This window comes from Nocardia arthritidis NBRC 100137 (genome assembly GCF_001612765.1).
Lineage (GTDB): Bacteria > Actinomycetota > Actinomycetes > Mycobacteriales > Mycobacteriaceae > Nocardia > Nocardia arthritidis.
This window is the reverse complement of the sequence record NZ_BDBB01000005.1, coordinates 104,478-118,801: the sequence shown is the minus strand read 5'-3', so window position 1 is coordinate 118,801 and position 14,324 is coordinate 104,478. Positions and strand designations below refer to the sequence as shown.

Genomic DNA, 14,324 nt, shown 5'->3' with positions numbered 1-14,324 from the left:
TCGCGGAACTGTAACGCGTTCGGCCGGTAGGTCACGCTCTACCGACGAATTTTCCGACCGGTACTAGAACGCGTTACATTTTTCTCGTACTGTGGGTGCAGTCACATATAAGCACGTGCATGCGAGAGGGTCGACAGGAATGAAGACGAAGGGCGCGATCCTGTGGGGGATCGACCAGCCGTGGTCGGTGGAGGAGATCGAGGTCGGTGACCCGGTCGCCGGCGAGGTGCAGATTCGGATGGAAACCGCCGGTATGTGCCACTCCGACCATCACATCGTGACCGGCGCGACCCCGATGCCGTCCTTCCCCGTCATGGGCGGGCACGAGGGCGCGGGCGTGATCACCAAGTTGGGTCCGAACTGCCCGGCCGATCTGCAGGTCGGCGACCACGTGATCCTGTCGTTCATCCCCGCCTGCGGCCGCTGTCCGGCGTGCGTGGCAGGACACATGGCGCTGTGCGACCTGGGCGCGGGCTTGCTGATGGGACAGGCGATCAGCGATGGCACCTACCGCATCCAGGCCCGCGGCGAGAACGTTATCCCGATGTGCCTGCTGGGCACCTTCGCGCCGTACATGACGGTGCACCACACCTCCGTGGTGAAGATCGATCCGAGCATTCCGTTCGAGGTGGCCTGCTTGGTCGGCTGCGGCGTCCCGACCGGTTTCGGTTCCTCCACCCACGTGGCGCAGGTGGCGCCGGGCGAGACCGTGGTGATCGCGGGCATCGGCGGTGTCGGCATGAGCGCGTTGCAGGGCGCGGTGCTGTCGGGCGCGTCGAAGGTGGTGGCCATCGACCCGAATCCGTGGAAGCGTGAGCAGGCGCAGAAGTTCGGCGCCACGCACACCTACGAGAGCATGGCCGCCGCGATCATGCCGCTGATGGAGGCCACCGAGGGCCGGATGGCGGAGAAGGTCATCCTGACCATGGGCGAGATGCACGGCGAGTACATCGAGGAGGGCCTGATCCTCACCTCGAAGGCGGGCACCCTGGTGGTCACCTCGATGGGCCGGATGGACGAGAACGACGTCAAGCTGAACAGCTTCCTGCTGTCGATGTTGCAGAAGACGGTGAAGGGCTGCATCTTCGGTGGTGGCAACGCCCGCCAGGACGCGCCGCGCCTGCTGTCGCTGTACAAGGCAGGCCAGCTCAACCTGGACGACATGGTCACCCGCAGCTACTCCCTGGAAGAGATCAACCAGGGCTACCAGGACATGCTGGACGGCAGGAACATCCGCGGGATCATCAAGTACAGCGAAGCCGACTGGTAGAGCGCCTCACCGCCGCTCGGCGAGCGCGGTGACGATCCGTGCGATCAGGTCGTACGGCACCGGTTCGCCGAGCCGGAACCGCAGCGTTCCCTTGCCCGCCCGGTACGGCTCGAGTTCGCGTGCCAACGCGGGATCGCCGTCCGGGATCGGGTAGAGGCTGACGTGCTGCTTCCACCCCGCGAAGTGCACGACGTTGCGGCCGTGCAGCCGGAAGGTGGGAATGTCGTAGCTGATCGCCTCGGTGGCCTCCGGCAGGGCGTCCTGGATGGTGCGCCGGATCGTGTCGAGGACGCAGCGCGCGTCGTCGGGGAACGCGGCGAGATACGCGTCTACGGTGGCCGGTCGGTTCGCCACGAGATCCCTCGATTCCACCGGTCGGTAACTGGTCGGCCCGTGCCTGCTGAGTGTAGGCAGCCCGGACAGCGGATCGCGAGAGGCCCGGCGTGCCGCCGTGGTTCAGATCCGGCAGCGCAGCAGGGCTTCGCGCAGGTTGCGGCTGCGGACGTCGTCGAGGACGGCAAGGCCAAGCCGGTTCATCGTGTAACCGAAGCCCAGACCGGTGGCCGGGTCCGCGAACCCGAACGAACCGCCGAGTCCCGTGGTGCCGTAGGCGCGTTTGTCGGAGCCGAAGCGGAAGCTCCCGCGCGACTTGCGGAAGCCGAGGTGGTAGCGGCTTTTGGTGTGCAGCACCAAGTCCGCGGCGGGGACGTCGTCGGCGGTCCGGTCGGTGGCGAGCCGGTCCAGCAGCGCGTCGTCGATCGGGAGCGCGCCGGTGCGACCGGCGGCCGCGCCGTAGACCTTGGCCAGCGCGCGGGCATTGCCCACCCCGTTGGACCCGGGCAGTTCCACCTCGAGGAACTCGCGCCGGGTCGCCCGCGCCGGAGCCCCGCAGCGCGGGTTGGTCAGCGCCGCGTGCGACAGCCCGCGTCCGGCGGAGATCTCCGCCCCGATCCGCAGCGGGATATCGCGCTCGTAGCGCAACACGTCCAGGCCGCGGGTGGCCGACATCGCGGCGATGCGGTCCATGCTCTGCTCGGCGGGCAGGCCGATGCAGAAATCCACGCCGAGCGGTGCGGCGATGTCCTCGGCGAAGATCCGTCCGAGCGTGCGGCGGTGCGGGTCGACGCGCCGCAGCAGCTCGCCCTGGTAGAGGCCGAGGGTGATCGCGTGATAGCCATGCCTGGTGCTGGGCCGCCAGGCCGGTTTCTGCGCCGCGAGAATGCGTGCGAGGCCGTCCAGGTCGGCGATCTGGGGCAGCCGCACGATCTCGCTGAGGCCGGACAGCCCGGCCTGGTGGTCGATCAACTGGCGCACCGTGATCGCGTCCTTGCCGTGGACGGCGAACTCCGGCCAGTACTTCGCCACCGGCTGCTCGTAGTCGAGCAGACCCTTGGCTACCACGGTGGCGACGGTGAACGCCGCCATGCCCTTGGTCGAGGAGAACACCGGAACGATCGTGTCCCGCTCCCAGGGCAGCGTGCGCCGGCGATCACGAAAGCCGGCCCACAGGTCCACCACGGGGCGCTCACCGGCGTAGACCGCTACGGCGGCGCCGATTTCACCGTGGTGCTCGAAGTTGCGGCGGAAGGCGTCGGCGACCGGTTCGAAACCTGATGCGACCTCGCCGTGAACAGTGGGCTTTTCACTCATGGCGAGTCGATGGTAGCTACCCGGTTCTCGTAGGCTCGCAGGGTGCGTTCACTCGAGCAAATTCGGGAATGGCCGGTTCGGCACGCGGCGGCCGCGGTGGTCACCGCCGACGGCGGCGTCGCGAGCGAAGGCGATGTCGAGCGGGTGTTCCCGCTCGCGTCGGTGACCAAGCCGCTGGTCGCCTATGCCGTGCTCGTCGCCGTGGAGGAGGGCGCGGTCGACCTCGGCCAGCCCGCCGGACCGCCCGGCGCCACGGTGCGTCATCTGCTGGCGCACGCGTCCGGACTCGCGTTCGACACCACCGACATCCAGGCGTCGCCAGGGTCGCGGCGGATCTACTCCAGCGCGGGTTTCGAAGTGCTCGCCGAATTCCTCACCGAGCAAACCGGGATAGCGTTCGACGAGTACCTGCGCGACGCCGTGTTCGAGCCGCTGGGCATGACCGCGTCGGTCCTGGCGGGTCCGGCCGGGCACGCGGGACGGTCCAGCGCGACGGACTTGGCCCGCTTCGCCGCCGAATTGCTGAACCCTCGGTTGATCTCGGCGCAGACGCACGCGGAGGCCACCTCCGTCCAGTTCCCCGGCCTGAACGGCGTGCTGCCCGGCTACGGTTCGCAGCGCCCCAACGACTGGGGACTCGGCTTCGAAATCCGCGACGGCAAGTCTCCGCACTGGACCGGTGGCACGAATTCGCCACAAACCTATGGACATTTCGGCCAATCCGGGACATTTTTATGGGTTGACCCGAAAACGGGGTTGGCGTGTCTCGCCCTGAGCGACGAGAATTTCGGCGACTGGGCGCGGGCGGCCTGGCCACCACTGAGCGACGCCGTGATCGCGGAGGCGACAGCCGGTCGCAACACGGTCGCGAAGTAACACGTGTAACTTCGGGCACTCCAGTACACTCAGGCAACGCCAGTCCGACGAATCGTTGGGGAAGACGGTCCTCGTCGAAGCTGGAGGTATTGGTGGTGCGCGCATCGAGTCAGTTCGCGGACGCGACGGCGGGTGTGGTCTACATCCACTCGTCGCCTGCCGCGCTGTGCCCGCATGTCGAGTGGGCACTCACCTCGGCCCTGGGCGCCCCGGCGAAACTGCGCTGGACCGCCCAACCGGCCGACGGCCAACTGCGCGCCACCAGTGAGTGGATCGGTCCGGTCGGCACCGCCTCGAAGATCGCCCAATCGTTGCGCTCCTGGCCCGTTCTGCGCTTCGAGGTGACCGAGGACCCCAGCGACGGCGTGGACGGCGAACGCTACAGCTTCGTCCCCGGCCTCGGTCTGTGGCACGGCTCCACGAGCGCCAACGGCGACGTCATGGTCGGTGAGATGCGCCTGCGCGCCATGCTCCAGGCCACCCGCGAACTCGGCAAGTACTCCGCCTACGACCTGGCCGCCGAAATCGACCGCGCCCTCGGCACCGCATGGGACGAGGACCTCGAAATCTACCGCTACGGAACGGAAACCGGCGCCGAGGTCACTTGGCTGCGCCGGGACGTGGGGTAGGTATCACCGCTGTAGCCACCGGAATTGACGTCTGCCCCGGTTTCGCCGACGGGGATAGGCTCGTCACACGGTCGGGGCCGAGCACGAGGAGTCGACCATGAAGCATGCCGGTATGCGCATCATCGCCGCAGCGGCGATCGCCCTGACCGCCGCGACCGCCGCACCTGCGACGGCGACCGCCGAACCGGTCGCGGCGGCCGTGGAAGTGCCACCGGGCGTCGTCGATGCGGTACGAGGCGCGATCGCGAGCGTCCTGTTCTTCGGCATCGTCGGCCTGTGCGTGGTGCGCGTCCTGCCGCCCGACCAGTGTCATTTTTTCTGAGGGGAGCAATGGCGGCACCGCTACCGGCTGAGGACGAGTGGCTCACTTCAGCGTGCTGCGACGCCGACCCGGTCACACAGAGCTCGAACGTCCTCGCCCATCCCGGACGGCGGTCGCCTCCGTAGCGCGTGCAGCATGTCGCGCGCGTAGCCGTTGTATCGGATCGTCTCGGGTGCGGTGCGTTCGGACTTGTCGAGCATCGCGAGGGCGGCTACGAGTTCGTCACGCTGGTAGTGGGCGCGGGCCACCTCGATGAAATGACGGCTGCGGCGTGGGACGGAAGCTATCCGGTCGGCGTCCAGCGCGTGGGCCGCACGGAGCCCTTCACCCGTTCGTCGCAGTTCGACTCCGAGTGTCGTTGCGTGTGCTTGCATCACCGGGATGGAGAACGATGTCTGGACGTGCCGGTAGGTAGGCCCGAGGCGCTGGGCGATCCGATCGGCCGATTCCCAGTACGCCCACGCTTCGCCGTAGCGGCCGCGACGGGCATGTACATAGGCGATTTCGGCCTGCAGAGCCCCTGCGATCCCGTGCCAGTCGTCCGACGTGCCCGCCCGGTTCAGGTACGGTTCCACCTGCGCGATAGCCGTGCGGGCCAGAGCGATTCCCTCCTCCCAGCGGCCGGAGTCCCGCAGCGCCTGAACCATCGACCACGCGCCGCTCGCGATCAGGTACGGATCGTCTGCCTCATACCCCTCGTTCAGAGCGCGATCGGCGACGAGCCAGACGAGTTCCGGAGCAGGCTGGTACGCCACGAAGAAATCCGCGAGCTGGTACACCCCGGCCAGAACACGCCGGGCCGCCCGGCGACCATCGCCGGGAAGGCGCACGGCGTTCTGCGCGTCCCTGATCAGTCCAGGTAGTAGCGAACCGAGTTGCGACCGGTGATCGGGGCTCGCGTGTCGCACCTGCCACGCCTGCGCCAGTCGCAAAGCCAAGTGCTCGGTGCCCGCCGAGTTGTCCGCGGCCGCCAGGCGATAGTCCGTCAGCGCCGACTGCACATCGGTCAGGGCCGCATGGCGTTCGCCGGCGAAGACAGCGACCGGAACCGCATGCCCATCTCCGGTCAACTCGGCCAGATCGTCCAGTTCCAGGGCACGGGCGATACGAAGCAACATCGGCAGGCGCGGACTCTGCAGTCGACCGTTCTCCACGGCCTTCAACCACTCGGCGGAACGGCCGACCAGCCCCGCGAGAACCGGGCGCGACATACCGGCCCGCTCGCGGTGCCGCCGAATCCGCGCGCCCACCGGGGCATCATCGGAGCTGCACACGGCTGTCCCCTCTCGCCGCTGGTTCGACGAATCAAGCGTAGCCGACGATCTCGGCCGCAGAGGGATGAATCCGATGTCCACTGGACAGTATCGGGTACGAACCGTACCCGGCGACGCCTCCGTAGCTACCTAGCGTGCTGCGCAGCCCACCGTCAGGTCGATGCTCTTCATGCGTCCCTGGCGACTGGTGCCCACCGACAGGTCGAGCAGGGGAGTCAGGATGTACGAAGAGAATCGCTGTGGCACAAAGCCTCTGGGCCCGAACGCGCTGGGCTTCATTCGGCGCGAGGTTTCCGGTGCGGACGAGCAACGCGATAAGTGGCTGATCCGTGAAATAGTCACTGCACGTGGGTATTTCGTGGTGGAGCTGATCGTCTTCGCTACGGCGGTCCGGACGACGGCTCTGCTGGTGGTCGAGCATATCCGGGTGGCGGATGCGGTCGCGGTGATCGTGCCGGGGCCGGCTCATGTCGAGCCGTTCGCCCGTGCGGTCACCGAACTATGCGACCTGATCACTCCGGAGCAGACATATCCGCGCGGGTATCGGTGGCCGTCGCTGCTGCCCATCGATCACCCGTACCGGAGGTTGCCGTGACCGGGTGGCAACTGTTGGCGGTCGCGATCGGTGCGGTGCTGCTCACCGTGCTGGTCGGCATGACCTTGTGGCTGTGGCCTGTTCGGTTGCCGGAGGGGCGCAGCGTGGACGAGATCACCCGGCGAGTGGAACGGGAGCGCGGAGACATGGACACGACGGTTTGGCCGATGGGTTTCCCGCATGACGCCCCGATCACGCGATGGGCGTGGGGGAGGCGCAGATGACCATGCAGCGGCACCGTGCTTGTCGCGTGGGGGAATGTCCGCGCAAGACGGCTGCGTGGCGGGTCCTGGTGGAGGCCGGGCGTATCCGGCCGGATGCGGGGCGGCAACGGTGAGAGCCGGGCGGCTCACTCTCCTCGGTGGCCGAGCACAGCGAACATGGTGACCGAGAGGTGGTAGTCGCCTTTGGCGATGCCCGCCTCCATGGTGGCGGCCAGGTCGTCGCGTTCCTGCTCGGTGATCACGCCGTCGGCGCGGGCACGCTCGGTCATCTGGGCGAAGAGGGGGCGGATGGTCTGCGGATCCCAGATCACCGCCTCCGATCCGATGTCGTCGATAGCGAAACCGGCGGCCGTGAGCAGGCCGCGCAGGCTTCGGCCCGATTTGGGGTTCGGGGTGGTCGCGAGCAGCGACGTGGACAGGCGGGCCATCACGTCGTCGTCGCCGGGATGCGCGATGGCCGTGTGCCAGTCGCTATCGATGAGCAGCGCGCGCCCGCCCGGCCGCAGGACTCGAGCGATCTCGGCGGTGGCGGCGGCAGGGTCGTCGAGGTGCTGGTAGACGCGCTCGCAGCGCACCGCGTCGAAGTAACCGTCCGGGAACGGCAGGTGATAGGCGGTGCCTTCGACGAAACGAGCCCGAGAGTCGGCCGTCTCGGCGCGCCCACGGGCGATCGCGAGCATCGCAGGATTCGGGTCGACGCCGACCGCTTCGCCGCCCGGCCCGACTCGACCGGCCAGTTCGATCACTTCGGTGCCCGTCCCGGCGCCGATATCCAGTGCGCGCTCGCCCGGTTGGACGGCCAAAACCTCGTGCCCCCACGCGCGCATGCGCCGAATACCCGGCAGCGCCGCCTGGAGATCCAGGATGCCGACCAGCGCGGCCATCGGATCGTCGGTATTAGGGCGCGAAGCGTCGGGAATCGCGTTCACATGGAATGACGGGATGGACGGCGGGGGCTCACTCGGCATATCCCGACAGTAATCTCGGCACCCCGGCAGATGGCAACACGTCCTTCGCGTCGCCGGTAGCTGCCGTGGCCCTCGACCGGGGCGGATATCTTCCAACGGGCCGCACGAACTCTGCCGACAGCGACTCGACGGGCAGTAGCTGACCTGTCGCGGCAAGTGGCTCCGTTTGTTGCGACCTTTACCGGGTAACACTCGCTCGGCTCGCGCAGAAGATTCGATGGCCATTTCGGCGGTGTTCACGAGCCCGACTACAGAGGAGCGTCAGATGACCGAATCCGGCTCCGCTGATCTCAAGCGGCGGCATCGCGCGATGTGGGCCCTGGGCGACTATTCGTCCATCGCCGCCGAAGTCATCCCTGGGCTGGGCCGTCGGCTTGTCGAGGTCTGCCGTATCGGCCCGGATCAACGGGTGCTGGACGTCGCGGCCGGGTCGGGGAACGCCGCGATCCCGGCTGCCGAGGCCGGTGCGGATGTGGTGGCGAGCGATCTGACGCCGGAACTGTTCGAGGCGGGTCGGCGTATCGCCGCCGACCGGGGCGTCGACCTTCAGTGGCAGGAAGCCGATGCCGAGGCGTTGCCCTTCTCCGATGCCGAGTTCGACGCGGTGATCTCCTGCGTCGGTGTCATGTTCGCGCCGTTCCACCAGGCGGCCGCGGACGAACTGGTGCGCGTGGCCAAACCGGGCGGCACGATCGGGCTGATCAACTGGACACCCTCCGGATTCATCGGACAGATGTTCGCCACGATGAAACCGTTCGCTCCGCCGCCTCCGCCCGGCGCGCAGCCGCCCCCACTGTGGGGCGACGAAGCGCATGTCCGGTCGCTGCTCGGCGATCGCGTCACCGACCTGGAGCTACGCCGCGAGAACGCGGTCATCGACCGTTTCGCCGACGCCGCGGAGTTCCGCGACTTCTTCAAGACGTACTACGGACCGACGGTCGCGGTGTACAAGGCCATTGCGGGGGACCCCGACAAGATCGCGCAGTTGGACCGGGCTCTCGCGGACCTCGCGTCCCAGCACGATCTGGGCGACGGGCGGATGGAGTGGGAGTACCTGTTGGTCACCGGACGCCGAGCGGGCTGACCGCTCCACGGGCTGCTCGTTCGGCGTCCGCGCTCGGAACACTGAGGTCTACCCGGGCGTGGGCGCGATGCGCCGACCGCAGGTGTCTGGCGGTCCGGTGAAACCGTTGAGCAGCCGAAGCGGCGCGACCGTCATGCACCGGGGCGGGCCGGGTGATGGCGCGTCGGATCGTATTGTTCGAAATAGGACTCGCCCACGGCGAACACTCCGCGTTGCGGCAGCCAGAAGTCACCGAGTTTGGCCTGCTCGGCCAGCGGTCCCGGAGGACCGATATCTATTCCGTCGATCCGGGCGGTACTGTTCTCGACGGTCCACAGCATCCGGGGATTGGCCGAGAACCATTGACCGTTCGGGGACGTGCCGTTGAGCCGGACCCGCCCGACGCCGAGCGCCGGCCCCGCCACCCGCGACATGAGCGACAAGACGGCGGGACGTCGCCACAGAGCGGCGGGCATCATGCGGCCGAGACTCGTCATCGCGGCTGTCGCCACCGATCGTCCCAGCTGGAGATCCCACACGATCTTGTCGCCCACCCGCACGGTGAAGGTCGCGGGCCCGGTCCAATCCACCGAGATGTCCTCGGTCCGAGCGTCTTCGAGCGCTGATCCGAAATAGCGGGCGCAGCTGGTCGCGGGGGAAACACTGCTGTAGATCACCCATTTGCCGTCGGGGTCACGATGCCACACCGCGTCATACCCCGCACCGACCGAGCTGGCAGGGAAATGCCGCAGCGCCAAGTAGTGACCGCTGGCGAAGGGCATTCCCATCACCCCGTAGCCGGAGAATCGCTCCTCATCCGCACCGGGAGGGAGCGCTTTATCGGTCGCGGCAATCGATCGTGGGCTGTCGGTCATCGCTGACCTCCTCGAGGAGGGGACTCGTGCCGATTATTTTACGACCGCAGAAGGGAAGGCAGGAAAATTTCAGCCCCGACCGCCGGGTGGTCCTCACTGCCCCGGCGTCGTTGTCCGCTGTCGGCCACGGCGAGCGGGCCGCTGGTCATGAACACCGATATCGACCCAATAACGTCGTGCCGGACCGAGTTGGGTGTCCACGATGCGCTCGAGAACGCCGCCTCGGCGCTCGATGGTCTTCGCGGAGGCGATGTTGTCGGCCGCGCAGACGATCAGCACGCGATCCATGCCGAGCCTCCCCGCCTCGTCCAGCATCCGGCCCAGAGCCCAGCCGGCCAGCCCGCGCCGGCGCGCGGATGGTCGGATGCCGTAGCCGATGTGGCCGGCCCACCGCACGAAGTCGTCGAACCCATGCCGCAGAGCGATCCCGCCGAGCACTCGGTCGCCCTCGACGATCCATCGGTAGGTGCACTGCGCCCGGCCCGTCTCGACCACCGCCCGACCCGATTCGTCACCCAGCCGGGCCACCCAGGCCGCGAAACCGGTCGGCGATTTCACCTCGTCGGACGGCCGCAGCCCGAAGCCGTCCTCGTGTGGGCCGGGCCCCCACTCCTCATGCGCCTCGAGCCAGGCCGTATGCAGACGTGTCGTCGGAGCGATCAACGCGGGCATATCGCGACGATACCGACCCCGCTGCCTGCGATCATGGCAATGAACGCGCCGAACGAGCCGCGAACGCGCGGCGCGCCTGTTCCGCATCGCCGCCTGCCTTTGGAAGTATTCGGTTCGTGTCGGGCTGGGTGGAAGTGCTCCTCGATCGTGGGTCGCTGAACGCCGGCGACGACGCGCTCCCGCACGGCCAACGCTGGATGTTCCCGGCCACGTCCACGATCTCCGACTTGGTGGTCTGGATCGCTTCGCACTATGTGCCGCGGCTGCCCGGCGTTCACCACTGGGAGCTCTTCATCGATTCGGACGACACCCACGCCGGCTGGATCTCGGCAGGCAGCGAGGGTTGGCCGCACTGGGGGTGCCCGCTCGGCATCCTCTACACGCATACTCACGACGTGGGGCCCGTCGAAGAGTTGGAAGACCGGGTCGCTCTCTACTTTCCGGGACATCGGCAGCTGGGTGGGCTTGCCCGCTCCTCGCGCCTGAAAGTGACCGCCGGGCATACCTATGGAGATCCCGCGAAGCCGATCGGGATCGGCGAAATCCACTACGGCTCGTCCTTCGAGGGCGGCAGCCCCATCAGGGTGGACTGAGACGGCGGCGGCGCACCCGCCGATCCTGCCGCACGGCGGTCTCGCGAGGCCGGGTGAGACGAGAAACGCCGTCACATGCCGCGGTGGCGGCCGGAGGCGGCGGGTGCCGGATATCTTGTGCGGCTGTACCGCTTCAAACCGAACCGCACCGGGAGGTCTGTGAGTGGCGAACAGGATTCAGGGCGGGGCGCTCGCCGTGGTCGCGGCCGCGGTGGTCACCGGCCCTGCGGCGGCATCGGCGGCCCCCGAGGTGATCGAGTTGACCGCGATCGAGACGAGTTCCTCGTTTTTCGACCGGGATGGCGACCAGCGACTCGGTCCGGGCGATCAGGTGACCTACACCGACGATCTTCGGCGCGACGAGGCCGGGTTCGGCCGCGGCTCCGGGGTTTGTACGGTCGTGTCCATCGCCGAAAACGCTTCGGCGCAGATGCGGTGTGATGCCGCGCTGTCCCTGCCCGAGGGCCGGATCACCACCAAGGCGACGGTGACCGATCCCCGCACGCCCGGCGCGAGCGCCTACGACATCGCGATCACCGGGGGCACCGGCAAGTACACGGCGGCCCGGGGTTACATCCATGTCGAGGTCGTCACCGCGGGCCGAACCGAACTGACCCTCCACGTCACCTGACATCGACCGGACCCTCGGATTGTCCGGCTGATAGGTGTGAATCCGTGCGGTAAGTAGTGCCGAAGCGGGGCAAGATTGCGAGTGGGCTGGGAGGCCGGGGTGAGTGGGACGGAATGGGAGATGTTCTGCTCGGAGGTGTTTGCCATCGCCGAGCGTTATGCCATCCAGACGTTTTCGAATCCCGGCACCCTGGTGCTCTCCAGCGGATCCTCGTCCACGGAAGCCGAAGTGCGCGGGGCCAATCCACACATCAAACTGGTGGATATGGGCGACGCCGCGGTGCGCATCGAAACGGGCTGGTGCGTCCGCGCCATCGCCGACTACGAAATCCAATTCGAGGACAAGCCGTCCCAGGCGGCCGCGGCGGTCGAGGCGATAATTCTCGGGGGCGCCGAAGAGTATGTGATCACCGATGACGACGACCGGTGGGTGGCGTTCGGGTGGTGTATTCGGGGCAAGGATTCCCTGATGTCGCAACCCCCGCACATCACCTCGGGACGAAAGGCGGTTCGTCGGCTCCTGCCGTGGCGGTCGGCGTGACCGTGCGGCCAGGAGCTCGACCAAGCCGTCCCAGCTGCCGTCGGTGCAGCGTGCCCAGCCGTGGAGTCGGCCGGGCACGGTGGCGGTCAATTGAGGCCACCGACCTTCACGCGCATCGCACCTTGTCGCGTCCGAAGCCGTTGGGTGGAACGGTGGGGATGGCTTTGGATAGATCGACGAGGACGGGGATCGGGGATCGACAGACTGCTGCGAACCATTTTGGTGGTCGGATGTTCGGGCCCTAGTACTCGCTCGTAGTCGGCTGGCCTCGTCCAGTCGGCCCGCCGATCGGACGCGACACACAGCACTCCAACTCCGTGGCCCCACGTTTGCCCCACGGAGCGTGCGTGGGGCAAACGTAGTTTCCTTCGAGCGACTCTTCTAGCTGCACTCTCTTCGGTGGGCGCAGAGGGGATCGAACCCCCGACCGCTGGTGTGTAAAACCAGTGCTCTACCGCTGAGCTATACGCCCGGACCGTTACCGGCGGCTTATGAATCTAGCGCGGCGAGCGCTTTCTCCCAAGCCGCCTGGTCACGGGGCTCCCCGGGGCCGTTCATCTCGGCGAAGCGGATGTAGCCCTCGCGGTCGACGACGAACGTGCCACGGTTCGGGTAGCCGGACTTCTCGTTGAAGACTCCGTAGGCCTGGGCCACCGCGCCGTGCGGCCAAAAATCCGACAGCAGCGGGAAGGTGTAGCCCTGTTCGGCAGCCCAGATCTTGTGCGTGGGCGGCGGGCCGACCGAGATCGCCACGATCTCCGCCTTGTCGTTCTGGAACTTGGGCAGCTCGTCGCGGACCTTGCACAACTCGCCCTGGCAGATCCCGGTGAAGGCGAGTGGGTAGAAGACGATGAGGACGTTCTTCTTCCCGCGGAAGTCCGACAGGCTGACTTCCTGGTTGTTCTGGTCCTTCAGCGTGAAGTCCGGCGCGACAGTGCCAACCTCGAGCGGCATAGCGAATCCTCCATCGTGTGGGGTCTCCACCGGGCGGGCGTGCGACACCGCCCTGGTGGAAACCATAGCGCGGTGGCTCAGCGCTGCTTCGAAGGCGCCTTGGGCTGAACCAGCCTGCTACCCGTCCATGAGCCGAGGCTGATCGCCGAGGTCTGGGTCAGACCTGCGGTCGGTGCGGATTCGGCGATTTCGCTCGGCTCGACGTGGCCCGGCTGTCCGGTCTTGGGGGTGAGCACCCACACGAAACCCTCGTCGGCGAGGGGGGCGATGGCGTCCATCAAGGCGTCGACCAGATCCCCGTCCCCGTCGCGCCACCACAGCAGCACGACGTCGATCACCTCGTCGGAGTCCTCGTCGACGAGTTCGCCGCCGATCGCGTCCTCGACGTCGGCCCTCAGGTCGTCGTCGACGTCCTCGTCCCAGCCCAATTCCTGGACAACCAAGCCGTGTGAAATGCCAAGCTTCTGAGCGTAGTTCTGCGCGTCCGCCGCGGCGACCACGGTGGTGTCCTCCTCAACTCCCGACAGTAGATAGTTGCAAGCGAACATGGTTATGGGCTTCAGCGCAAGCCGATCCGGCGAAATAGCTACCGAATGTCGCGTTGCGATAGTGTGTCAAGGGCTTTCTCAGCGCTTCGGACATGAGTCGCGGACGGCGTTGCGCGCGTCGTTGACGCGCCTGCTGGCGTCGTTGAGCGCCGCGACGGGGGCGGTGTAGGTCATCTTGCGCGTCTCGGCGGCCAGCGCGCGTGCCGCGGTCACGTACTCGGTGAACATGCCGGCCAGGTCCACGGGCAGTGCGTCCCTGGCGGAGTTCACGCCGCTTTCCACCTTGTTGGCGGCGTCCTCCAGAGTCTGCACCGCCGACTCGCGCTTGGCGTCGTAGTCGGGCGCGTTCGAATCGTGCGCGTCGACGAAGTCGTTGTATTTGCTCACGCCCGCTCCGGTGATGGTGGGGAACTGGCCGCAGTTGTCGGCGATGGCCTTGCCCTGGGCCGCCGCGCGCCGGGAGGATGTCGCCGCCGCCGACGAGGACGCCGCCTCGGTCTTGTACGCCGCCAGATCGCTCGCGTTCGGACCGGCCACGCCGTCCACCCGGTTGGCGCATCCCGTGACGACCACTCCGATAGCGACCGCGCCGGTGGCGCACACCATTCCGAACCCGCGTGGGTTCAGCAGCTTCATCGTC

At 67.5% G+C, this 14,324-nt stretch carries 19 protein-coding genes and 1 tRNA gene; 10 read left to right on the top strand and 10 right to left on the bottom strand.

Features of this window, described 5'->3' with window-relative positions; translation table 11 throughout:
- Window positions 1-139: 139 nt before the first annotated feature.
- The gene (locus NA8_RS04635; protein WP_063049103.1) at window positions 140-1,270 is read left to right on the top strand and encodes an NDMA-dependent alcohol dehydrogenase; all 1,131 of its coding nucleotides are present in this window, start codon (window positions 140-142) and stop codon (window positions 1,268-1,270) included.
- 6 nt (window positions 1,271-1,276) lie between these two features.
- Here the strand turns inward: NA8_RS04635 and NA8_RS04630 are convergent, their stop codons facing one another.
- Together NA8_RS04630 and NA8_RS04625 are read right to left on the bottom strand one after the other, a co-directional pair.
- Entirely contained in the window at window positions 1,277-1,624 is a 348-nt protein-coding gene (locus NA8_RS04630) for an iron chaperone (protein ID WP_063049245.1), read from the bottom strand.
- A gap of 102 nt (window positions 1,625-1,726) precedes the next feature.
- The gene (locus tag NA8_RS04625) at window positions 1,727-2,920 is read right to left on the bottom strand and encodes a serine hydrolase domain-containing protein (RefSeq protein ID WP_063049102.1); all 1,194 of its coding nucleotides are present in this window, start codon (window positions 2,918-2,920) and stop codon (window positions 1,727-1,729) included.
- Window positions 2,921-2,962: 42 nt separating this feature from the next.
- Between NA8_RS04625 and NA8_RS04620 the strand changes: the two genes are divergently transcribed.
- The 3 genes from NA8_RS04620 to NA8_RS04610 all read left to right on the top strand — a co-directional run bounded on the left by NA8_RS04620 (window position 2,963) and on the right by NA8_RS04610 (window position 4,747).
- Entirely contained in the window at window positions 2,963-3,796 is an 834-nt protein-coding gene (locus tag NA8_RS04620; RefSeq protein ID WP_063049101.1) for a serine hydrolase domain-containing protein, read from the top strand.
- A gap of 95 nt (window positions 3,797-3,891) precedes the next feature.
- A complete protein-coding gene (locus NA8_RS04615) occupies window positions 3,892-4,425 on the top strand; it encodes a DUF3145 domain-containing protein (protein ID WP_040865831.1) in 534 nt (177 codons plus the stop codon).
- A gap of 112 nt (window positions 4,426-4,537) precedes the next feature.
- Window positions 4,538-4,747, top strand: a complete 210-nt coding sequence (locus NA8_RS04610) for a hypothetical protein (RefSeq protein ID WP_157106529.1) — start codon at window positions 4,538-4,540, stop codon at window positions 4,745-4,747.
- A gap of 47 nt (window positions 4,748-4,794) precedes the next feature.
- Here the strand turns inward: NA8_RS04610 and NA8_RS04605 are convergent, their stop codons facing one another.
- Window positions 4,795-5,997, bottom strand: coding sequence for a helix-turn-helix domain-containing protein (locus NA8_RS04605; protein WP_245663672.1), 1,203 nt, complete (start codon window positions 5,995-5,997; stop codon window positions 4,795-4,797).
- 244 nt (window positions 5,998-6,241) lie between these two features.
- Here NA8_RS04605 and NA8_RS04600 point away from each other — a divergent pair, with 244 nt between their 5' ends.
- The gene (locus tag NA8_RS04600; protein WP_063049098.1) at window positions 6,242-6,616 is read left to right on the top strand and encodes a hypothetical protein; all 375 of its coding nucleotides are present in this window, start codon (window positions 6,242-6,244) and stop codon (window positions 6,614-6,616) included.
- A complete protein-coding gene (locus tag NA8_RS04595; protein ID WP_063049097.1) occupies window positions 6,613-6,840 on the top strand; it encodes a hypothetical protein in 228 nt (75 codons plus the stop codon). The genes NA8_RS04600 and NA8_RS04595 overlap by 4 nt, the downstream gene beginning before the upstream one ends.
- 125 nt (window positions 6,841-6,965) lie before the next feature.
- On the opposite strand, the gene NA8_RS04590 is transcribed toward NA8_RS04595, so the two are convergent.
- Window positions 6,966-7,808 (bottom strand): methyltransferase domain-containing protein, encoded by an 843-nt coding sequence (locus NA8_RS04590; protein ID WP_063049096.1) that lies wholly within the window; start codon window positions 7,806-7,808, stop codon window positions 6,966-6,968.
- Between the two features lie 265 nt (window positions 7,809-8,073).
- On the opposite strand from NA8_RS04590, the gene NA8_RS04585 reads away from it, so the two are divergent.
- The gene (locus tag NA8_RS04585; RefSeq protein WP_063049095.1) at window positions 8,074-8,892 is read left to right on the top strand and encodes a class I SAM-dependent methyltransferase; all 819 of its coding nucleotides are present in this window, start codon (window positions 8,074-8,076) and stop codon (window positions 8,890-8,892) included.
- A gap of 131 nt (window positions 8,893-9,023) precedes the next feature.
- On the opposite strand, the gene NA8_RS04580 is transcribed toward NA8_RS04585, so the two are convergent.
- Entirely contained in the window at window positions 9,024-9,746 is a 723-nt protein-coding gene (locus NA8_RS04580; protein WP_063049094.1) for a hypothetical protein, read from the bottom strand.
- A gap of 93 nt (window positions 9,747-9,839) precedes the next feature.
- Window positions 9,840-10,418 carry a GNAT family N-acetyltransferase gene (locus NA8_RS04575; protein ID WP_063049093.1) on the bottom strand — a complete coding sequence of 193 codons (579 nt, stop codon included), beginning with the start codon at window positions 10,416-10,418 and terminating at the stop codon, window positions 9,840-9,842.
- Window positions 10,419-10,534: 116 nt separating this feature from the next.
- Between NA8_RS04575 and NA8_RS04570 the strand changes: the two genes are divergently transcribed.
- The 3 genes from NA8_RS04570 (at window position 10,535) to NA8_RS04560 (ending at window position 12,182) form a co-directional block, all read left to right on the top strand.
- Entirely contained in the window at window positions 10,535-11,011 is a 477-nt protein-coding gene (locus tag NA8_RS04570; RefSeq protein WP_063049092.1) for a hypothetical protein, read from the top strand.
- A 163-nt stretch (window positions 11,012-11,174) separates the two neighbouring features.
- Window positions 11,175-11,642: an allene oxide cyclase barrel-like domain-containing protein gene (locus NA8_RS04565; protein WP_063049091.1), complete on the top strand. Its 468-nt coding sequence runs from the start codon at window positions 11,175-11,177 to the stop codon at window positions 11,640-11,642.
- An 81-nt stretch (window positions 11,643-11,723) separates the two neighbouring features.
- The gene (locus tag NA8_RS04560; RefSeq protein WP_063049090.1) at window positions 11,724-12,182 is read left to right on the top strand and encodes a hypothetical protein; all 459 of its coding nucleotides are present in this window, start codon (window positions 11,724-11,726) and stop codon (window positions 12,180-12,182) included.
- Between the two features lie 400 nt (window positions 12,183-12,582).
- On the opposite strand, the gene NA8_RS04555 is transcribed toward NA8_RS04560, so the two are convergent.
- The 4 genes from NA8_RS04555 to NA8_RS04540 all read right to left on the bottom strand — a co-directional run bounded on the left by NA8_RS04555 (window position 12,583) and on the right by NA8_RS04540 (window position 14,320).
- Window positions 12,583-12,654: transfer RNA gene (locus NA8_RS04555), tRNA-Val, on the bottom strand.
- A 17-nt stretch (window positions 12,655-12,671) separates the two neighbouring features.
- A complete protein-coding gene (locus NA8_RS04550) occupies window positions 12,672-13,136 on the bottom strand; it encodes a peroxiredoxin (protein ID WP_063049244.1) in 465 nt (154 codons plus the stop codon).
- A gap of 77 nt (window positions 13,137-13,213) precedes the next feature.
- Complete coding sequence (locus NA8_RS04545; RefSeq protein WP_063049243.1) at window positions 13,214-13,636, bottom strand: DUF3052 domain-containing protein; 423 nt, start codon at window positions 13,634-13,636, stop codon at window positions 13,214-13,216.
- A 126-nt stretch (window positions 13,637-13,762) separates the two neighbouring features.
- Window positions 13,763-14,320: an Rv2240c family protein gene (locus tag NA8_RS04540; protein WP_063049089.1), complete on the bottom strand. Its 558-nt coding sequence runs from the start codon at window positions 14,318-14,320 to the stop codon at window positions 13,763-13,765.
- Window positions 14,321-14,324 lie beyond the last annotated feature (4 nt).

Coding starts and splice junctions, on each gene's coding strand:
- NA8_RS04625 (WP_063049102.1), bottom strand. CDS start 2,920: ATGAGTGAAAAGCCCACTGTTCACGGCGAGGTCGCATCAGGTTTCGAA.
- NA8_RS04600 (WP_063049098.1), top strand. CDS start 6,242: ATGTACGAAGAGAATCGCTGTGGCACAAAGCCTCTGGGCCCGAACGCG.
- NA8_RS04585 (WP_063049095.1), top strand. CDS start 8,074: ATGACCGAATCCGGCTCCGCTGATCTCAAGCGGCGGCATCGCGCGATG.
- NA8_RS04635 (WP_063049103.1), top strand. CDS start 140: ATGAAGACGAAGGGCGCGATCCTGTGGGGGATCGACCAGCCGTGGTCG.
- NA8_RS04550 (WP_063049244.1), bottom strand. CDS start 13,136: ATGCCGCTCGAGGTTGGCACTGTCGCGCCGGACTTCACGCTGAAGGAC.
- NA8_RS04590 (WP_063049096.1), bottom strand. CDS start 7,808: ATGCCGAGTGAGCCCCCGCCGTCCATCCCGTCATTCCATGTGAACGCG.
- NA8_RS04575 (WP_063049093.1), bottom strand. CDS start 10,418: ATGCCCGCGTTGATCGCTCCGACGACACGTCTGCATACGGCCTGGCTC.
- NA8_RS04540 (WP_063049089.1), bottom strand. CDS start 14,320: ATGAAGCTGCTGAACCCACGCGGGTTCGGAATGGTGTGCGCCACCGGC.
- NA8_RS04610 (WP_157106529.1), top strand. CDS start 4,538: ATGCGCATCATCGCCGCAGCGGCGATCGCCCTGACCGCCGCGACCGCC.
- NA8_RS04580 (WP_063049094.1), bottom strand. CDS start 9,746: ATGACCGACAGCCCACGATCGATTGCCGCGACCGATAAAGCGCTCCCT.